The 19368-nt window shown below is 71.6% G+C and carries 14 protein-coding genes; 11 read left to right on the top strand and 3 right to left on the bottom strand.

Annotated elements, in window-relative coordinates:
* Positions 1-84: 84 nt before the first annotated feature.
* The 3 genes from ACLVWQ_RS20905 (at position 85) to ACLVWQ_RS20915 (ending at position 2788) form a co-directional block, all read left to right on the top strand.
* Positions 85-723 carry a dihydrofolate reductase family protein gene (locus ACLVWQ_RS20905; RefSeq protein WP_414110533.1) on the top strand — a complete coding sequence of 213 codons (639 nt, stop codon included), beginning with the start codon at positions 85-87 and terminating at the stop codon, positions 721-723.
* Positions 724-825: 102 nt separating this feature from the next.
* Positions 826-2085, top strand: a complete 1260-nt coding sequence (locus ACLVWQ_RS20910) for a sensor histidine kinase (RefSeq protein ID WP_414110534.1) — start codon at positions 826-828, stop codon at positions 2083-2085.
* A 31-nt stretch (positions 2086-2116) separates the two neighbouring features.
* Positions 2117-2788, top strand: a complete 672-nt coding sequence (locus tag ACLVWQ_RS20915) for a response regulator (protein ID WP_414110536.1) — start codon at positions 2117-2119, stop codon at positions 2786-2788.
* A gap of 132 nt (positions 2789-2920) precedes the next feature.
* Here the strand turns inward: ACLVWQ_RS20915 and ACLVWQ_RS20920 are convergent, their stop codons facing one another.
* On the bottom strand, positions 2921-3934 hold the full coding sequence (locus ACLVWQ_RS20920) for a Gfo/Idh/MocA family oxidoreductase (RefSeq protein WP_414110538.1): 1014 nt from the start codon (positions 3932-3934) through the stop codon (positions 2921-2923).
* 117 nt (positions 3935-4051) lie between these two features.
* Between ACLVWQ_RS20920 and ACLVWQ_RS20925 the strand changes: the two genes are divergently transcribed.
* From ACLVWQ_RS20925 to ACLVWQ_RS20950, 6 genes are all read left to right on the top strand, one after another.
* Complete coding sequence (locus ACLVWQ_RS20925) at positions 4052-4801, top strand: GntR family transcriptional regulator (protein ID WP_414110568.1); 750 nt, start codon at positions 4052-4054, stop codon at positions 4799-4801.
* 229 nt (positions 4802-5030) lie between these two features.
* The gene (locus tag ACLVWQ_RS20930) at positions 5031-6215 is read left to right on the top strand and encodes an ROK family glucokinase (protein ID WP_414110539.1); all 1185 of its coding nucleotides are present in this window, start codon (positions 5031-5033) and stop codon (positions 6213-6215) included.
* The gene (locus ACLVWQ_RS20935; protein ID WP_414110540.1) at positions 6212-6796 is read left to right on the top strand and encodes a sugar kinase; all 585 of its coding nucleotides are present in this window, start codon (positions 6212-6214) and stop codon (positions 6794-6796) included. Before ACLVWQ_RS20930 ends, ACLVWQ_RS20935 begins: the two co-directional genes overlap by 4 nt.
* A gap of 121 nt (positions 6797-6917) precedes the next feature.
* Positions 6918-9842, top strand: a complete 2925-nt coding sequence (locus tag ACLVWQ_RS20940; RefSeq protein WP_414110542.1) for an SNF2-related protein — start codon at positions 6918-6920, stop codon at positions 9840-9842.
* A complete protein-coding gene (locus ACLVWQ_RS20945) occupies positions 9842-11896 on the top strand; it encodes an SWIM zinc finger family protein (RefSeq protein ID WP_414110544.1) in 2055 nt (684 codons plus the stop codon). Before ACLVWQ_RS20940 ends, ACLVWQ_RS20945 begins: the two co-directional genes overlap by 1 nt.
* 335 nt (positions 11897-12231) lie before the next feature.
* A complete protein-coding gene (locus ACLVWQ_RS20950; RefSeq protein ID WP_414110545.1) occupies positions 12232-13512 on the top strand; it encodes a sulfite oxidase in 1281 nt (426 codons plus the stop codon).
* 25 nt (positions 13513-13537) lie between these two features.
* Here the strand turns inward: ACLVWQ_RS20950 and ACLVWQ_RS20955 are convergent, their stop codons facing one another.
* Complete coding sequence (locus ACLVWQ_RS20955) at positions 13538-15238, bottom strand: 3-hydroxyacyl-CoA dehydrogenase family protein (protein ID WP_414110547.1); 1701 nt, start codon at positions 15236-15238, stop codon at positions 13538-13540.
* A 106-nt stretch (positions 15239-15344) separates the two neighbouring features.
* The gene (gene ccrA / locus ACLVWQ_RS20960; RefSeq protein ID WP_414110570.1) at positions 15345-16727 is read right to left on the bottom strand and encodes a crotonyl-CoA carboxylase/reductase; all 1383 of its coding nucleotides are present in this window, start codon (positions 16725-16727) and stop codon (positions 15345-15347) included.
* A gap of 537 nt (positions 16728-17264) precedes the next feature.
* Here ccrA and ACLVWQ_RS20965 point away from each other — a divergent pair.
* Positions 17265-17843: a flavin reductase family protein gene (locus ACLVWQ_RS20965; protein ID WP_414110549.1), complete on the top strand. Its 579-nt coding sequence runs from the start codon at positions 17265-17267 to the stop codon at positions 17841-17843.
* A gap of 228 nt (positions 17844-18071) precedes the next feature.
* Positions 18072-19007 carry a LuxR C-terminal-related transcriptional regulator gene (locus ACLVWQ_RS20970; protein ID WP_414110550.1) on the top strand — a complete coding sequence of 312 codons (936 nt, stop codon included), beginning with the start codon at positions 18072-18074 and terminating at the stop codon, positions 19005-19007.
* The last annotated feature ends 361 nt before the right edge of the window (positions 19008-19368 follow it).

The following is a 19368-nucleotide window of genomic DNA, read 5'->3' on the forward strand; positions in this document are numbered from 1 at the left end:
CGGGGCGATGAGTTCCGGGCGCGCGGAGAGTCTGAGCTGATGGCAGGACACCTGGTCCTGCGGTCCCGATGGAAGGAACCCGTCATGGGCAAGCTCACCCTCACCGCGTTCGTCACGCTCGACGGCGTCCACCAGGCCCCGGGCGGCCCCGACGAGGACCGCGGCGGCGGCTTCACGCACGGTGGCTGGACCGTCCCGTACGGCGACGAGGACTTCGGGCGGTTCGTCGACGAGGTCTTCGCCGGCGTGGGCGCCTTCCTGCTCGGCCGCCGCACCTACGAGATCTTCGCCGGGTACTGGCCCAAGGTGACCGACCCGGCCGACCCGGTCGCGGGGAAGCTCAACTCCCTGCCCAAGTACGTCGCCTCGTCGAGCCTCAAGGAGCCCGAGTGGGCCGGCACCACCGTGATCGGCGGCGACCTGGCCAAGGAGGTCGGCGAGATCAAGGAGAGGACGCAGGGGGAGGTGCAGATCCACGGCAGCGCCGTCCTCGCGCAGTCCCTGCTGGCGCTCGGCCTCATCGACACCGTGCACCTCCTGTCGTTCCCCGTCGTCCTCGGCACGGGCCGCCGTCTCTTCGCCGAGGGCGCCGTACCGACCGCGTTCCGGCACACCGCGGCACGCGTCACCGGCAAGGGCGTGGCCATCCACACGTACGACCTGGCGGGCCGCCCGGAGTACGGCACGTACGAGCTCCCGCAGGAGCCGTCCCAGGGCGCGTAGGGCGCGCGGGGCACGCCGAAAGTCTGGAGTGCCTGCGACTTTGGTAGGCGATCGGGCCACCGGGGCGGTACGGGCGGCCGCCGGTGCGTAGCGTTGACGACTGTGAGCCAGACCGCGCCGTCGCCGAAGTCCCCGAACCCCCCGGTACGCCGGTGGTTCCTGCCGTCGGCCGTCACCTCGGAACTGGACCCGGAGCACACCGACCGCAAGGGCCGCCCCCGGCGCACCGCACGGGACTGGGCCGTCGACCTCGCCCTCTTCCTGATCGCCGTCGGGGTGGGCGCGCTCGGCGCGGACCAGGTGGACGGCGACCCGAACCTCCCGCGGTGGCTGGAGGTCCTCGACATGTGGCTCGGCGCGTTCGCCATCGCGGCCGTCTGGCTGCGGCGGCGCTGGCCGGTCGGCCTCGCCGTGGCTCTGATCCCGGTCTCGTTCGTCTCGAACACCGCGGCCGGCGCGGGCCTGGTCGCCCTGTTCGCGCTCGCCGTGCACAGACCCTTCAGATACGTCGCCTGGGCGGGCGGTGCCAGTTTCGTGTTGCTCCCCGTCTTCTCCTGGCTGCGTCCCGAACCCGGCGTCCCGTACGTCGTGGCCGTGGGCCTCGGCGCGCTGCTGACCTCGGCGGTGATCGGCTGGGGCATGCTCGCGCGCTCCAAGCGGCAGCTCATGCTGAGCCTGCGCGACCGGGCGCGGCGGGCGGAGACCGAGGCCGCGCTGCGGGCGGAGCAGGCGCAGCGGCTGGCCAGGGAGGCGATCGCGCGCGAGATGCACGACGTCCTCGCCCACCGGCTGACGCTGCTCAGCGTGCACGCCGGAGCGCTGGAGATCCGGCCGGACGCCCCGCACGCGCAGGTGGCACGGGCCGCCGGAGTGATCCGCGAGAGCGCGCACGAAGCCCTGCAGGACCTACGGGAGATCATCGGTGTGCTCAGGGCGGCGGGGGACGACGACGGCGACGACACGGGGCGACCGCAGCCGACGCTCGACGCCCTGGAGGGGCTGGTCTCCGAGAGCCGCGAGGCGGGCATGAAGGTCGTCCTCGACAACCGGGTTCCCGACGCGGCGGACGTCCCCGCCTCGGTGGGCCGCACCACCTACCGCATCGCCCAGGAGGGTCTGACCAACGCCCGTAAGCACGCCCCGGGCGCGGAGGTCACGGTCACCGTGGCCGGGGCGCCGGGCGCCGGCCTGACCGTCTCCGTACGCAACCCGCCGCCACCCGGAGACGTCCCCCCTGTCCCGGGTTCGGGCCAGGGCCTCATCGGTCTCACCGAACGGGCCACGCTCGCGGGCGGCCACCTGATCCACGGGCCGGAGCGGAACGGCGGATTCCTCGTCCACGCGTCGCTGCCCTGGGGCTGAGTGCTGAGCCGGTCGTCATTACGGTAGGCGTATGACTCCGATCCGTCTGCTCCTCGTCGACGACGACCCGCTGGTCAGGGCCGGCCTCTCCCTCATGCTGGGCGGCGCCGAGGACCTGGAGATCGTGGGCGAGGCGGCCGACGGCAGCGAGGTCGAGGCGCTCGTCGACCGCACCCGCCCCGACGTCGTCCTCATGGACATCAGGATGCCGACGGTGGACGGACTGGTCGCCACGGAACGGCTCAGGGGCCGCCCGGACGCCCCCCAGGTCATCGTCCTGACCACCTTCCACGCCGACGAGCAGGTGCTGCGCGCGCTGCGCGCGGGCGCCGCGGGATTCGTCCTCAAGGACACCCCGCCCACGGAGATCCTGCACGCCGTGCGCCGGGTCGCGGCCGGTGATCCCGTGCTGTCGCCCGCCGTGACCCGGCAGCTGATGGAACACGCCGCGGGCGCCGCGCCCGACACCCGGCACGCGCGGGCCCGTACGCGCGTGGCCGAGCTCAACGAGCGCGAACGCGAGGTCGCCGTGGCCGTCGGCCGGGGCCGTTCGAACGCGGAGATCGCGACCGGACTGTTCATGAGCGTGGCCACCGTCAAGACGCACGTCTCCCGTATCCTGGCCAAACTCGACCTCAACAACCGTGTGCAGATCGCGCTGCTGGCGTACGACGCGGGCCTCGTGGAGGAGAACGACCGCTGAAAGGCGAGAGCCGGAGCACAGCCCCGGCTCTCAGGGGCACGGGGCTGTGCCGATCCGCGGCTCCGCCGCGTGGGCGCGACCAGCCACGACGGCGCCGCAGCTACGGACACACCTTCAGAGGTGTCAGAGGTGTCACTCCCGCCCGCCGGGGATCTCCGACAGCGGGACCGACCGCCGCCCCCGCCGGGACAGCTCGCAGGCCTCCGCGATCCGCAGCGCGTGCAGCGCCTCGCGCCCGTCGCACGGGTTGGCCCGCTCACCGCGCACCACCTCGACGAACGCGTGCAGCTCGGCCTCGTACGCGGGCCCGAACCGCTCCAGGAAGCCCGTCCACGGCTTGGTCGCGGCGGGCGGCCCCGCCGGTTCCGTGGAGGCGATCGGCGTACGGTCGTCGAGCCCGACCCCGATCTGGTCCAGCTCCCCGGCCAGCTCCATACGGACGTCGTACCCGGCGCCGTTCAGCCGGGTCGCCGTGGCCGTGGCGAGCGTGCCGTCGTCCAGCGTGAGGACGGCGGCCGCAGTGTCGATGTCGCCCGCGTCGCGGAACATCGCGGGCCCGGCGTCCGACCCCATCGCGTAGACCTCGGTGATCTCCTGTCCGGTCACCCACCGCAGCATGTCGAAGTCGTGCACCAGCGTGTCCCGGTACAGCCCGCCGGAGAGCGGCAGGAACGAGGGCGACGGCGGTTCCTGGTCGGAGGTCATCGCCCGTACGGTGTGCAGCCGGCCGAGCCGGCCCGAACGCACCGCCTCGCGCGCTGCCGTGTAGCCGGAGTCGAAGCGACGCTGGAAGCCCATCTGAAGGATGGTTCCGGCCGCTTCGACCTCCGCGATGGCCGTCAGGGTGCCCGCGAGGTCGAGAGCTATGGGCTTCTCGCAGAACACGGGCAGTCCGGCCCGTGCTGCCCGACCGATCAGTTCGCCGTGTGCCGAGGTGGCCGCCGTGATGACCACGGCGTCCACACCCCAGGTGAAGATCTCGTCCACGCCGGGTGCCGCGGTGGCACCTAAACGGTCCGCGAGCCGGCGTGCCCGTGCGGGATCCGCGTCCGTGACGATGAGGGAGCCGCCCACCTCGCGGTGGCGGCTGAGGGCGGTCGCATGAAATGTACCGATACGACCCGTCCCGATGAGTCCGATGCGCATGGGACCAAACTGAGGGCGGACCCTACACCCTGTCAACGCTTTGTCCGGACAATCGAACCTCACAACTTCCCGTCATCATGCGCCGGAGTTACGCTCGGCCCCGTGCCCAAACCAGATGTGGACCCGACCGCGCCGCTCCAGCTCAGCGTCGACCGGAACAGCCCTGTGCCGCTGTATTTCCAGCTGGCCCAGCAGCTCGAAGCGGCGATCGAGCGCGGTGCCCTGACCCCGGGCAGCCTGCTGGGCAACGAGATCGAACTCGCGGGACGCCTGGGTCTTTCCCGGCCCACGGTCCGCCAGGCCATCCAGTCCCTCGTGGACAAGGGCCTCCTCGTACGCCGTCGGGGCGTCGGCACCCAGGTCGTGCACAGCCAGGTCAAACGGCCCCTGGAACTCAGCAGCCTCTACGACGACCTGGAGGCGGCCGGCCAGCGACCCGGGACCCACGTCCTCGTCAACACCGTCGTCCCGGCGACGGCGGAGGTGGCGGCCTCGCTGTCGGTGGCGGAGGGCAGCGAGGTGCACCGCGTGGAGCGGCTGCGGCTGGCCCACGGCGAGCCGATGGCGTACCTCTGCAACCATCTGCCGCCCGGCCTGCTCGACCTCGACAGCACACAGCTGGAGGCCACCGGTCTGTACCGGCTGATGCGCGGCGCGGGCATCACCCTGCACAGCGCCCGCCAGTCCGTCGGAGCCCGCGCCGCCACGGCCCTGGAGGCCGAACGGCTCGACGAGGCCACCGGCGCCCCGCTGCTCACCATGCAGCGCACCACCTTCGACGACACGGGCCGAGCCGTCGAATTCGGCTCCCACACCTACCGAGCCTCGCGTTACTCCTTCGAATTCCAACTCCTGGTACGCCCCTGACCCGGCGACTCCTTCACCGCGGGGCCCCGACCGCGCCTTCGACGCGCGGGGCTGCGGCTCCGCCGCGCGGGCTCAGACCGGCCACGATTCTTTCAAGGGCGAGGGGAACGGCGCGACCAGCCACGACGGCCCCGCACTCGACGACGGACCGGTACATTTGACGCGCGCGCCGAGCGGAGCGGGTACGCCGCCGTGCGCCCGAGCGGCACCGTGCGGCAGAATCGGCGCGATGAGCACCTACCGCGACCTCGCCCTGCCCAGGGCGCTCGGCTCCGCCAGAGCCGCGGGCGCCCCCATCGGCTCCCGCCGTGCCACCGCCCTGCGCACCGTGGGCACCCGTGAGCGCCGTTCCCACCTGACGGCGCCGCGCGTCCCCACCGTCGGCATCGACATCGGCGGCACGAAGGTGATGGCGGGCGTCGTCGACGCGGACGGCAACATCCTGGAGAAGATCCGTACCGAGACCCCCGACAAGTCCAAGAGCCCCCGGGTCGTCGAGGACACCATCCTCGAACTGGTCCTGGACCTCTCCGACCGCCACGACGTGCACGCGGTCGGCATCGGCGCGGCCGGCTGGGTCGACGCGGAGCGCAACCGCGTCCTGTTCGCACCCCACCTCTCCTGGCGCAACGAGCCGCTGCGGGACCGCCTCGCGGGCCGCCTCGCCGTCCCCGTCCTGGTGGACAACGACGCCAACGCCGCCGCCTGGGCGGAGTGGCGCTTCGGCGCCGGCCGCGGCGAGGACCACCTCGTCATGATCACGCTCGGCACCGGCATCGGCGGCGCCATCCTGGAGGACGGGCAGGTCAAGCGCGGCAAGTTCGGCGTCGCGGGCGAGTTCGGCCATATGCAGGTCGTGCCCGGCGGCCACCGCTGCCCGTGCGGCAACCGCGGCTGCTGGGAGCAGTACAGCTCGGGCAACGCCCTGGTCCGCGAGGCCCGCGAACTCGCCGCCGCCGACTCCCCGGTGGCCTACGGCATCATCGAGCACGTCAAGGGCAACATCGCCGAGATCACCGGCCCGATGATCACCGAGCTGGCCCGTGAGGGCGACGCGATGTGCATCGAGCTGCTCCAGGACATCGGCCAGTGGCTCGGCGTCGGCATCGCCAACCTCGCGGCCGCCCTCGACCCCTCCTGCTTCGTCATCGGCGGCGGCGTCAGCGCGGCCGACGACCTGCTGATCGGCCCCGCGCGGGACGCCTTCCGACGCCAGCTGACCGGACGCGGCTACCGCCCCGAGGCCCGGATCGCCCGCGCCCAGCTCGGCCCCGAGGCCGGCATGGTCGGCGCCGCGGACCTCGCCCGGCTGGTCGCCCGCCGCTTCCGGCGCGCCAACCGGCGCCGGGTCGAGCGGTACGAACGCTACGAGCGCTATGCCGAGTCGCGCCGTGAGGCACAGGAGACCCGATGACGGCCTCACTGCCGCGGCAGGCCTCGCCCCCGGACGAGCCACCGCCGCCGCCCCCCGAGGACCGCGGTCACCGGATCAGGCGGCGCGCCCTGACCCTGCTGATCATCGTGCTGCTCATCGGGGTCCCGGCCGGCTATCTGGTGATCTCCGCCAACCAGAGCCGCGACAGCGGCAAGGACAAGGAGGCGAAGTACTCGGCGACCGGACTCACCCCGGGCTGGCCCTCCCGTGTCCAGCGCCGCCTGTACAAGGTGCCCATCCCGGGCTACTCCGCCGAGGTCGCGTACTACGAGACGAACAACTGGAAGACCAGCCGTCTCTACGTCCAGTTCCTCACCAGCGACGAGGGCCTCGACAAGTTCCTCAAGACCATCGGGAGCAGCCGGGACGCCCTGAAGAAGGACGACTTCACGGTGGGCGCCCGCGACCAGAAGGTCGTCGGCTGGGAGTTCACCGGACCGGGCCCCTGGTCGGGCCTCAGCCACAACCGGAAGAACCCGGCGCCCACCCATCACATCGTCGTGGACTGGTCGAAGCCCGGCCATCCCATGGTCTACGTGGTCTCCAGAACGACGCCCTGACCCGCACCGACCCGCCCAGCCGGCCCCGCCCGTCCCGACGTCGAGCCGCGTTGTCAGACCCGGCCCGTAGAGTCGAAGACGATCGATCCGGCCGAGGCGGGACAAGGCGAGGGAGGTGGCTGTGAGCCCGAGCACGAGTGCGGGGGAGACGCGTGCCGATCCGGCCACCGCGCCCGGGGCACCCGAGGTGTCCGTCCGGCTGGCCGCGGTGTTCCTGCCCGCCGCGCTGCCCCGCGGCGGACGGTTCGCCTTCTGGGACCCGGACGGCGGGATCCCGATCCCCGCGCCGGACACCGAGCTCACGGTCGTCCGGCCGCACGGGACGCCCGACCGGACGCCTGAGGGGGCGGAAGAGCCGCACGCGACGGGGAGCGGCAGGACGGGGACGGGGCCACGACGGCTGACGGTCCCCGCGCTCACCCTGCCGGTCGTCGACGCCCTGCCGCTGCTGGTGCGGGCCAGGCGGGACCCCACCGCGCACCCCGCCACGGCCTGCTGGGGCGCCGCCGCCCTGCACGCGCTGCGGCTCGTGGCGCGCGGCCGACTGCTTCCCGGTCTGACGCCCGACGGATTCGACGCGTGGCGGGCCGGCCCCCTGGACCCGGACGACATCGCCCACCTGAGAGCCGTCTCCGCGGCCCTCCCGTACGAGGGCCACGCCGTCCCCCTGCCCGGCCGCGGCCCGCTCCGGCTGCCCGATCCACACGCGCTGACGCGCGCCTTCCTGGACGCGGTCGCCGACGCCCTGCCCCGCACCCCGGCCGCTCCGTACGCCGCCGGGCGACCCTTCGCGGCGAGCGGCGCCCAGCGGCTGCCGGGCGCCGAGGACTGGGCGGCGGAGGTCGCCGCGGGCATGGACGCGGGGGTCCGGATCTCCCTGCGCCTGGACCTGTCCGCGTACGAGCTCTTCGACGACAGCGAGGACGCGCGGCGGGCGGGCGCCGCCGTGGTCCAGGTGCACAGCCTCGCCGACCCCACGCTCGTCGCCGACGCGGCGGCCCTGTGGGCGGGCACCGCGGACGCCACGTTCGGCTCGCGCGCCCGTGTCGACGCCGCGCTGGCCGTGCGCCGCGCGGCCCGCGTGTGGCCGCCCCTGGACCGGCTCTCCGCACAGGACGTGCCGGACGTACTGGCCCTGTCCGAGGACGAGCTGTCGGACCTGCTCGGGGTCGCGGCGAACCGCCTCGGCGCGGCCGGGGTCGCCGTGCACTGGCCGCGTGACCTCGCCCAGGACCTGAGCGCGGCGGCGGTGGTCCGTCCCGCGCCGGGCTCGGCCACGGACGGCACCGGCTTCTTCGAGAGCGAGGAACTGCTCCAGTTCCGCTGGCAGTTGGCCCTGGGCGGTGACCCGCTCAGCGAGGCGGAGATGGACGCCCTCGCCGAGGCGCACCGTCCCGTCGTCCGGCTGCGGGACCAGTGGGTGCTCGTCGACCCGGCCCTCGTCCGCAAGGCCCGCAAGCGCGAACTGGGCCTGCTCGACCCGGTCGACGCCCTCTCCGCGGCGCTCTCCGGCAGCGTGGAGGTCGACGGGGAGAGTGTCGAGGCGGTGCCGGTCGGAGCGCTCGCCGCCCTGCGCGACCGCCTGACGGCCGGACCGCGGCCCGCCGAACCGCCCCCGGGCCTGGCCGCGACCCTCCGCGACTACCAGCTCCGCGGGCTCGCCTGGCTCGACCTCATGACCTCGCTCGGTCTCGGCGGCTGCCTCGCCGACGACATGGGTCTCGGCAAGACCGTCACCGTCATCGCCCTCCATCTGAAGCGGGCCCGCACCGAGCCGACCCTCGTGATCTGCCCCGCCTCACTGCTCGGCAACTGGCAGCGCGAGATCGAGCGGTTCGCCCCCGGTGTGCCCGTGCGCCGCTTCCACGGTCCGGAGCGCTCCCTGGCGGACATGGCCGGCGGTTTCGTCCTGACCACCTACGGGACGATGCGCTCGACGGCGCCGCTGCTCGCCCAGGAGACCTGGGGTATGGTCGTCGCGGACGAGGCCCAGCACGTCAAGAACCCGTACTCGGCGACGGCCAAGGCCCTGCGGACGATCTCCGCACCGGCCAGGGTCGCCCTGAGCGGCACCCCGGTGGAGAACAACCTCTCCGAGCTGTGGGCCCTGCTCGACTGGACGACCCCCGGGCTCCTCGGCCCGCTGAAGTCCTTCCGCGCCCGGCACGCGCGCGCCGTGGAGAACGGCGAGGACGAGGAGGCCGTGGCCCGCCTCGCCCGGCTGATCCGGCCCTTCCTCCTGCGGCGCAAGAAGTCCGACCCGGGCATCGTCCCCGAGCTGCCGCCCAAGACGGAGACGGACCACCCGGTGCCCCTCAGCCGCGAACAGGCCTCCCTGTACGAGGCCGTGGTCCGCGAGTCGATGCTCGCCATCGAGACCACCCAGGGCATCGCCAGACGAGGCCTCGTCCTCAAGCTGCTCACCGCGCTCAAGCAGATCTGCGACCACCCCGCGCTGTACCTGAAGGAGGAACCGGACGGGCGCCCCAGCGGCTCGGGCACGGCGCGCCAGGCCGCCCGTTCCGGCAAACTGGCCCTGCTCGACGAGCTGCTGGACACGCTGCTCGCCGAGGACGGTTCGGCGCTCGTCTTCACCCAGTACGTGGGGATGGCCCGGCTGATCACCAGTCACCTCGCGGCCCGCGCGGTCCCCGTCGAACTGCTCCACGGGGGCACACCGGTGCCGGAGCGCGAACACATGGTGGACCGCTTCCAGAGCGGGTCGACGCCGATCCTGATCCTCTCGCTGAAGGCGGCGGGCACCGGACTCAACCTCACGCGCGCGGGCCATGTCATCCACTTCGACCGCTGGTGGAACCCCGCCGTGGAGGAGCAGGCCACCGACCGCGCCTACCGCATCGGCCAGACCCAGCCCGTCCAGGTCCACCGCCTCATCACCGAGGGCACCGTCGAGGACCGCATCGCGGAGATGCTCGCCTCCAAGCGGGCCCTGGCGGACGCGATCCTCGGCTCCGGCGAGGCGTCCCTGACGGAACTGACCGACCGTGACCTGTCCGACCTCGTGTCCCTGCGGAGGTCCACGTGATGTCTCCGACGGATCAGCCGGACACGGGGGAGGGGGCGGAGCCCTCGGACGACGTCGAGCGGCCCGCCGACGCGGCCCGGCGTGCTCTGCGGGCGGCCCGGCGCGGTGAGGCGAGCGCCCCCGATGCGAGTGACCAGGGTTCCGGTGCCCCCGCGCAGGGGCCCCGGCCGGGCGACGTCGCGCGCGAGGCACTGCGGCGCGCCGCCGGCCGCGCCGGCGGTGCCGCTGTCGCGGGGAGCGAGGACGCGAACGCGGGTGCGAACGTGGGTGCGGATGCCGCGAGTTCGGCTCCGGTCCCCGGCCCGACCGTGACGGACAGCCCTGACGAGGCCCGGGACGAGGGCCCCGACGACCCCGATGACACGGTGGAGTCTGAGCCGCCGTCGGGCGGTCCGTCCGACACCCCCTCCGGCGCCTCGCGCCCCGGCGACGTGGCCCGGGAGGCCCTGCGTGCCGCGCGCACCGAGGCAGAGCGGAAGCGAACGGCCGCGCAGACCAAGGGAGTCGGGGCCCGCCGACGAGCCGGCGGCGACCGGAGCAGCGGTGGCGGTGGCGGCACGGAGTCAGCCGGCGCGGGCCCGGCCTCTCGCCCGGCCGTGCCGAGCCGCGAGGTGGCGGTCAGGGTCCGGGAGATGGCCGAGCGACTGGGCAACACGCTCGACCTGGCGTCCCGGATGGAGAGGGAAGCCCAGGCGGACGAGCCCGACACCGAGCCGGACAGCGAGCCCGACACCGAGCCGGGCAGCGGTCCGGGCCCCGCGCAGCGCGGTGTCCCGGTGTCCGGCCGTTCCATGGCCGCCCCCGCCCGGGACGGTGAGCTGCGGCGTACGTTCCCCGCGCCGGCGTCGCGACCGGAGGCCGAGGGCGGGTTCGCCGAGACATGGTGGGGCAACGCGTGGGTCGCGGCGCTGGAGGAGACGGCGCTCGACACGGCGCGCCTCGGGCGGGGCAGGCTCTACGCGAGCCAGGGGCACGTGGACGCCGTCACCGTCACACCGGGGCTCGTCCTCGCCTATGTGCACGGCAGCCGTCCGCGACCGTACCGGGTGCAGCTCAAGATGCGTACGCTGGCGGACGAGGACTGGGACGGTTGGCTCGCCGCGGCCGCCGAACGGCCCGCCCACATCGCCGCGTTGCTCGACAAGGACCTGCCCCAGGCGCTCGCCGACAGCGGGGTGGCCCTGCTCCCCGGCCCCGGCGACCTCGTACCGCAGTGCAGCTGCCCCGACTCAGGGCATCCCTGCAAACACGCGGCGGCCCTCTGCTACCAGACCGCGCGACTGCTGGACGAGGACCCGTTCGTGCTGCTCCTGTTGCGCGGCCGGGGCGAGCGGGAGCTGCTGGACGAACTGTCGCGGCGCAGCGCCACCCTGGCCGCCCGTTCGGCCCGTGCCGCCGAGGAACCGGCGCTTCCCGGCGTGCCGGCCCGCGAGGCCGTCGAGCGCCGCGTGCTGCCACCCCTGCCGGCTCCGCTGCCGCCGCCCGCACATCCGGAGCAGCCCCCGGCCTACCCGGCGTCACCGGGCGGTCCCGACCCGTTCGCGCTGGACCAGCTGGCCACCGACGCGGCCGCCCGCGCGCACGCCCTGCTCACCACGGGCCGCGACCCCCTCGCCGACCTGACGCTCTGGCAGGACGCCGTCAGGCTCGCCGCCACCCGCCCGGGATCCGGCCTCACCGCCACCACCCGCGCGCTCTACGCGTCGCTGGCCACCGCCACCCGCCGCACCCCGGCTGACCTGGCCCGCGCGGTCGCCGCGTGGCGCCAGGGCGGGCTCGAAGGACTGGCCGTCCTCGAAGAGCTCTGGGACCCGCCGGCGGGCCGGTTCGACCGGGCCCGCCCCCTGCTCCTCGCGGCCGACTTCCCCGCCTTCCGGCCCTGGCACAACCAGCTCACCCACCCTCACGGCCACATACAACTCCGCCTGGGCCAGGACGGCCTCTGGTACGCGTACGAGTCGGAACCGGGCCACGACGACTGGTGGCCCCGGGGCACCCCCGACCTCGACCCGGTCGGCGCCCTCACCGGCCTGGGCTCACCGGCCGACCTCTGAGCGCGCCCCGCCCGATGGGCGCAGACCGGTCCGACTACCCCGATTCTCCGGCGGGCCGGCGCGCGGCCTCGTACCATGGGGCCCATGATCCTCAGCCAGTGCCGCCGTGCCCCGCGGTTCCACGTGCGTTCGTCGCACGGCTGTTGTTGATCCTCACCGGGCCTTCGGCCCCGAGCCGGCCGGGTGACTGACCCCACGGCCAGGCGACGCTGACCGTCGGCGGACATCCTCCCGGCGCGCTCTGCCGTACCTGTCCTGTCCCGTCCCGTCGCGTCCCACGACGTCCGTCTTCCGCAAGCATGCCCGCGAACCTTCCGAGAGGCAGGAGCCCACCCATGCCCCCTTCCGACACCCCCGCCCCCGAGTCCGTCTACGACCGGCGCAGACTCCGCCAGTGGCTCGCGGGCTCGGCGCGAGCGGACGGCATCGAACGCCGCGACATGCTCCGCCTGCTCGCCGCCGCCGGACTGGCCACGACAGCGACCACGGGCTTCGCCTCCGCAGCGGCGGCAGCACCCGCGGTCACCGCGGCCGCCGGAATCGTCAAGCCCCTGCCCGAAGAGTGGTTCACGACCCGGGGCACCAACGCGGAGACGAAGTTCGAGGCGCTGGCCGGCACCGGCCACCACACCCCCACGGACCGCTTCTTCGTCCGCAACCACACCTCCACCCCCGTCCTGGACGCGAACACCTGGAGCCTCGACATCTGGGGAGACGGCCTCGCGAAGGGCCGGGCCGCCACGTTCACGCTCGACGACCTGAAGCGCCTGCCCGCCACCACCCGCACCGCGTCCGTGGAGTGCGCGGGCAACGGGCGCAGCTTCTTCACGACCCAGCAGGGCCAGACCGTGTCCGGCACGGCCTGGACGCTGGGTGCGATCGGCGTGGCCCACTGGCGCGGTGTACGGCTCGGTGAGGTGCTGCGCCGCGCCGGGCTGAGCCGCGACGCCGTGGACGTCCTGCCCCGGGGACTTGACCCGGACTACGTCACGACGGACGGCACGAATTTCGGCCGGGTCCGCCGCCCGCTGCCCCTGGCCAAGGCCCTGGACGACGCACTGCTCGCGTACGAGATGAACGGCGAGCCCCTCCCGCCGGACCACGGCGGTCCCGTACGCGTCCTCGTACCGTCCTGGATCGGCATCGCGTCGATCAAGTGGGTCGGCGACATCGAGGTGTCGGCCCAGCCGCTGTACTCCCCGTGGAACACCGACTTCTACCGGCTGTTCGGAGACGCGTACCCGGAGGGCGGCAGCGCCCCGCTCACCACCCAGACGCTCAAGTCCGCCTTCGAACTCCCCTGGAACGCGAACCTGGAGGCCGCGGCCGACCACCGTCTCACCGGCCGTTCCTGGTCGGGCGCGGGCGGTGTCGCGCGCGTCGACGTGAGCACCGACGCCGGCGCGACCTGGCGGCGCGCCCGCCTCCACGACGCCCCGCGCCGGGCCGACTGGGTCCGCTGGTCCACCGACTGGCGCCCGTCGGCCCCGGGGGAGTACACCCTCCTGGCCCGTGCCACCGACACGACGGGCCGTACCCAGCCGGAGACCACCGTCCACAACACGCAGGGCTATCTCTTCGACGCGGTCGTCCGTCACCCGGTCCGGGCCGTGTGAGGGGACCGCTCGTCAGAGGATCCGGTCACGCCGTTCGTCGACCGGTCGGACCAGGGCTTCTGAAACCCGATCCCGTCTTGCGCCCCAGATGCCCCATGCCGACCAGACCGCGCAAGGAGCGGGCCGGGTCGAAGTCCTCGGTCCCGAAGGCGTCGTGCAGCCGCTGGAGAATGGCGAGCGAGACGTCGAGCCCGACCGTGTCCAGGAGGGCGAAGGGACCCAGCGGGAATCCCAGCAGCGACTCGACGGCGGTGTCGACCTCCGCCATGCCGAGCGCCGCATCGAGTTCCACCGCCCGGACGGCGTGGTTCAGATAGGGGAAGAGCAGGAAGTTGACGATGAACCCCGTCCGGTCGGTGCAGTCGACGGGGGTCTTGCCCAGGCGCTCGCAGAGGGCGTGGGCGAGGGCGTGGGCAGCGTCGCTCGTCGCCTCGGTGCGTGAGACCTCGACGAGACGCATCACCTGAGCCGGGTTGAAGAAGTGCATACCGATCACGTCCGCGGGGCGGTCGGTGGCGGCTGCGCACTCGGCGACGGAAAGACTGGACGTGCTGGTCGCGAGCACCACGCCCGGCCGGCACACCTTGTCGAGCTGTTCGAAGACGGACTTCTTGACGGAGGCGTCCTCGACCACCGCTTCGATGACGAGGTCGCAGTCGGAGAGAGCCGTCAGGTCGTGGTCGCTCCGAATGCGGCCGAGCGCCGAGTGCGCGGCGTCGGAGTCGAGTCGGCCCCGCCCGACCGCTCGTTGAAGGGAGGAGCCGATGGCCGCACGAGCGGAGTCGGCCCTTTCGATCGTACGACCCGTCAGCGTGCTCTCCACACCGGCGAGAGCGAGGGTGTGCGCGATGCCGCGCGCCATGGTTCCGGTGCCCACGATCCCCACGTGCCCGATGGCCGGAGCCGGTCCCGAGGGACGGCCCCCGGTCTCGGACACGACACGACGACCGTGCTCGTCGTAGGCGTGGAATCCTTGTCCGCTCTTGCGGCCCAGCTGCCCGTTCGCGATCATCCGCCCCAGTGACGGGGGAGGGCGGTGGTACTCCAGGCCGGTACGCCGGTGCATGTCCTCGAGTTCCCCGTACACCGTGTCGACGCCGACGGCATCGAGCATCTCGAGGGGTCCGGCGGGCAGGCCGCAGCCGAGCCGCATCGCGGTGTCGATGCTCTCGGAGGACGCGTAGCCCTCCTCATGGAGGGTGGCGGCGCGACCGAGGTAGGGGAGGAGCAACTCCCGTGCGACGGAGGTGTCGACACCGGGCGGAGCAACCGCGATCCCGAGCAGCGACAGCAGTTCTTCGGCTGCCGAAACGGTCTCGGGCGCGGTCATCGTGGTGCGTACGAGAGCGGCTCCCGCCCGCGGGGACAGGGGCAGGGCGAAGCGCAGTCCCACGAGGTGGGCCGGGCGGCCGGACGCGACGGCGAGTGAGGGAACCGACAGCGACGCGGTCGTCGTCATCAGGGTGGTGACACGCGAGCACATCACACCCAGGCGGCGCAGCACGTCCTCCTTGACGTCGGCGCGCTCGGACACGGCTTCGATGACCACATCGGCCGCGCCCAGACGCTCGAACCGGCCGCTCACGTCCGCCGTGCCCGAACGTGCGCGCGCTCTCTCGACGACGGCCGGATCGCTGTCGACACCGATCACGCGCGTACCGCCCGAGTCGAGGGCGCGCAGCAGCGCCTGCCCTGTCGAGCCCAGGCCGATTATGCCGACCACCATGTCTCGCTCCACCACGTTTTCGTTCCCCTCGAGTCGAGTTCAGGAGGCGACCGACGTGTGTCCGGCCGCCGCCCGCACGCAGGTGCCGCTCCGCCGCCGCGTACGGTCAACTCCTGCCAGGAGTCGGCGAGTCCGCGCCGCCGTCGGTCCCGGGAGACGTGCGGAAGCGGTTGATGGCGTCGAGGTTCTCGGCCCGCAGCGCGTGGTCGCGGACCCCGGTGCCTTCCTCCGGGGCCAGGGCAAGGACACCGATCTTGCCCTGGTGCATGTTGTGATGGACGTCCCACGCCGCCTGGCCGGTGTCGTCGAGGCGGTACGTCCTGGACAGGGTCGGGTGGATCCTGGCCTTGGTGATGAGGCGGTTGGCCTCCCATGCCTCGCGGTAGTTGGCGAAGTGCGAGCCGACGATGCGCTTGAGGGACATCCACAGGTACCGGTTGTCGTACTCGTGCAGATACCCGGAGGTGGACGCGCAGGTGACGATGGTGCCGCCCTTGCGTGTGACGTAGACGCTGGCACCGAAGGTCTCGCGGCCGGGGTGCTCGAACACCACGTCGACGTCCTCACCGCCGGTGAGTTCGCGGATGCGCGAGCCGAACCGCTTCCACTCCTTGGGGTCCTGGGTCCGCTCGTCCTTCCAGAACTGGAAGCCCTCCGCGCTGCGGTCGATGACGGCGGTGGCACCCATGGCCCTGCACAGTTCGGCCTTGCGCGCACTGGACACCACACAGATCGGGTTGGCGCCCCCGGCCAGTACCAGCTGCGTCGCGTACGATCCCAGGCCGCCGCTGGCTCCCCAGACGAGGACGTTGTCGCCCTGCTTCATGCCCGCGCCGTTGCGGGAGACCAGCTGACGGTAGGCCGTCGAGTTGACCAGTCCGGAACTCGCGGCCTCCTCCCAGCTCAGGTGCTCGGGCTTCGGCATCAGCTGGTTCGCCCTGACGAGCGAGATCTCGGCGAGGCCGCCGAAGTTGGTCTCGTAGCCCCAGATCCGCTGCTCGGGGTCGAGCATCGAGTCGTTGTGGCCGTCCGAACCCTCGAGGTCCACGGAAAGGCAATGCGCCACCACCCGGTCACCGGGCCGCCAGCGCCGTACGCCAGGGCCGGTGCGCAGCACGACACCGGCGACGTCGGACCCGATGGCGTGGTAGTCCCGATCGTGACGTGCCGCCGAACCGCCGGTCCGTGCGTAGCGTTCCAGCAACGCGAAGGTGGACACGGGAGTGCCGAGCGCGCTCCACACGGTGTTGTAGTTGATGGCACTCGCCATGACCGCGATCAGTACTTCGCCGACCTCGGGCTCCGGAGTGGGTACTTCTGCCAGGTGAACGGACTTCGTCGTGTCGCGTTCATCCAGGGGAATTCCGTCGAAAATGTCACGCTCGTCGCGGAACAGTACGGCGGCTCTGTGGGACTCGGGAATCTCCAGCGCGGCGAAGTCTTCAGTGACGGCGTCGGACGACTCGATCACCTCTAGGACGTGCTGCATCACGGACCTTTCTGTCGGGCTTCGGCCAGGCGTGGGGCGAGTGACAACTGCGGCGGCATGCCGCCGCATACGCAGACGTCTCTTTGGTCTACGGGCCGGCGCGCCCTGGAACAGTGCGTGCGCCGATGACACCGCCGTGCGGTATCGGAGTGTGTGGGCGAGGGGGCCGCTTGCGGAGACGAGCAGTGCCGCCGTCACGTTCCTGTTCGCAAGGAACTCACGAATAAGGAGACGTACGCCGGACACACCGGATGGAAAGGGAAAAGCAGAGCCACCTGGCAGAGGAAGTGGCATCCGGGCGTTGTTGCGACAACGCTGGCTACGCTAGCAGCGGCTGGTGAGCGTGAACAAGCACGGTTCCTCCGGACGTATACATCGGTCATCGCCTTGTGTGCACGACAAGCGTTACGTCGGTGCGGCCACCGAAAACTTGTGCCGCCGCGCCAAATCTCGCCGAAGGTCTTGGTGGCTCGTCCCTACGCCGGGCTCGGAGCTCCTCCTTAGACTCCGGGGAGTGGCTAAATTGAGGAGTCAGTCATGGTTTCCCCGTTTGGTGCATTGGATTTCCGGCGCACTCTTGGACAGCTCCCGACCGGGGTAACGGTAATCACCACCAAGGGGCAGTTCGGCCGGCCCGTCGGCATGGCATGTAATTCCTTCATGTCGGTGTCGTTGGATCCCCCGCTGGTCCTGCTCTGTGTCGGAAACGCGTCGTCGACGCTAGTGGATCTTCAGCAGAGCGGTGTGTTTTGCGCCAACATTCTGGCCAGTGACCAGGCGCAGCTGTGCCAGCAGTTCTCGGTCAAGGGGGTCGACCGGTTCGCCGGTGTGCGGTGGACCGACTCCGCCGCCGGACCGGAGCTCGCCGATTCGATCGCCTGGGTGTCGTGTGAGATCGAGTCCGAGCGGGTCGCCGGCGATCACCTGGTCATCGTCGCCAGGGTGACCGGCCTCCGGACGAATCGGGACGAGCCCGCGCCGCTGGTGTTCCATCGGGGCAGGCTCGGTTCGTTCTCCCCGGCCGAGGAGGCGCTGACCGGGTCGGGCGTGCCGTCCCGGCCCGTGTCGAGCGGTGGTGTGCGCGCTCCGCTGGCCGCGCCGGGAACGTTTCTGTGAGGAGGAAGGAGCGGGCCTGTCCGCCGGTGCCTTCGCCGGAGCTCCTCGCGCCGCGGCTCACCTTCGGGAGCCGGTGTCGAAATAGGGCGTTTTCGACATATCGATATAGATGCCAGATATCGCTCGGGTATTATTCGCGAGAAGTAAGCGGAGAGTTTTTATAGTTTACTTGGAGCGATTTTGTCTCCCAGACCGGGTGCCGGAGTATTTGAGATCTATGAATGGAGTTTGGGCAGGGGGGCCTTCTCCGTCGAGGACGTCGCGAAAGAGCTGCGCGTCGACAGTCTCGACGAGGGTGAGGAGGTCGTCGCCAGGCTCCTTGACCTCTGTCTTGTGCAGCCGTCCTCCGACCGGGCGGATCAGTATGTCCCGATGGACCCGAGTGCGGCCTCGTCCCAGCTTCTGGCCAGGAGCGAACTGGAGCTGTTCGAGCGGCAGGTGGCCGTAAGCCGGCTCCGGGACGACCTCGCCCGCATGTCGGTGCTGTTCAGGTCGAGCAGGTTCGGCAGCCAGGACGTGAATTCATTCGACATCGTGAGGTCCCGTGAGGCGGCCGGACTGCTTCTCGCCCAGGCGGCGGCGGACAGTTCCCACGAGGTTCTCTGTATGCAATCAGGGAACGGATGGTCGGCCGAGGATCTGGACGAGGTGCTGAACCGCGAGGTCGACATGCTCGATCGCGGTGTGAACGTGCGTGTCCTGTACCAGCATGCCGCCCGGTTCGACACGCCGTTCCGTGCGTGTGCCGCGAAGCTCACCGAGTCCGGCGCCGAGGTGCGGACGGCCGGGGCGCTCTTCGGCAGTCTCTTCATTTTCGACTGCGCCACGGCTTGCATCCTCCTCGACGGGGACGGCGGCGCCGTGGTCGTCCAGGAGAGCTCTCTCGTCAAATTTCTGTACTCCTGCTTCGAGCATGTCTGGGTGACGGCCAAGGAGTTCGACACCCGCCGGTCCGAGACGGAAGTCATCAGCCGTGACATGAAGCAGGAGATAGTCAAGATGCTGATATCCGGCGCCAAGGACGAGGCCATCGCCCGCCGTCTGGGCGTATCGGTCCGCACCTGTCGCAAACACATCGGTCAGGTCATGCAGATGTTTGGCGCGACGAGCAGGTTTCAGTTCGGCTATCTGGTCAAGGAAGCCAATCTGGACGAAGACGTGTAGCGGCCACCGGTTTCAGTGAGCCGGCAGTCGGCCGTCAGGGCCGCCTGCCGGCTTTTGTTTGTCCGCTTGTGCCCGTGGTGCGCCCGATTTGCTGCTCTCCGCTGCTGGCACGTGTAAGCAGTCCAGGGGTGGCAGTGCTCATCAAGTGGAAGTGCAACTTGTGGAGTGGCTTGCGGGCTGGATCCTGGCCCGTTCCTGACGCATACTTTTGGCCATTGAGTTGTTGTGGCAATCCGGTGATTCAATGTTTGACGAGAATCAATGTGGGAGGCGTCGGGGCGGATCGGCCCTCGTGTTGTTCGGTCAACCGGAATGGTGCATTCCGAGACCGTTGCGCTGAGACGTGTTGTCGTTGCGCACA

Origin of the sequence: Streptomyces sp. CWNU-52B (assembly GCF_047444975.1) — a bacterium.
GTDB lineage: Bacteria > Actinomycetota > Actinomycetes > Streptomycetales > Streptomycetaceae > Streptomyces.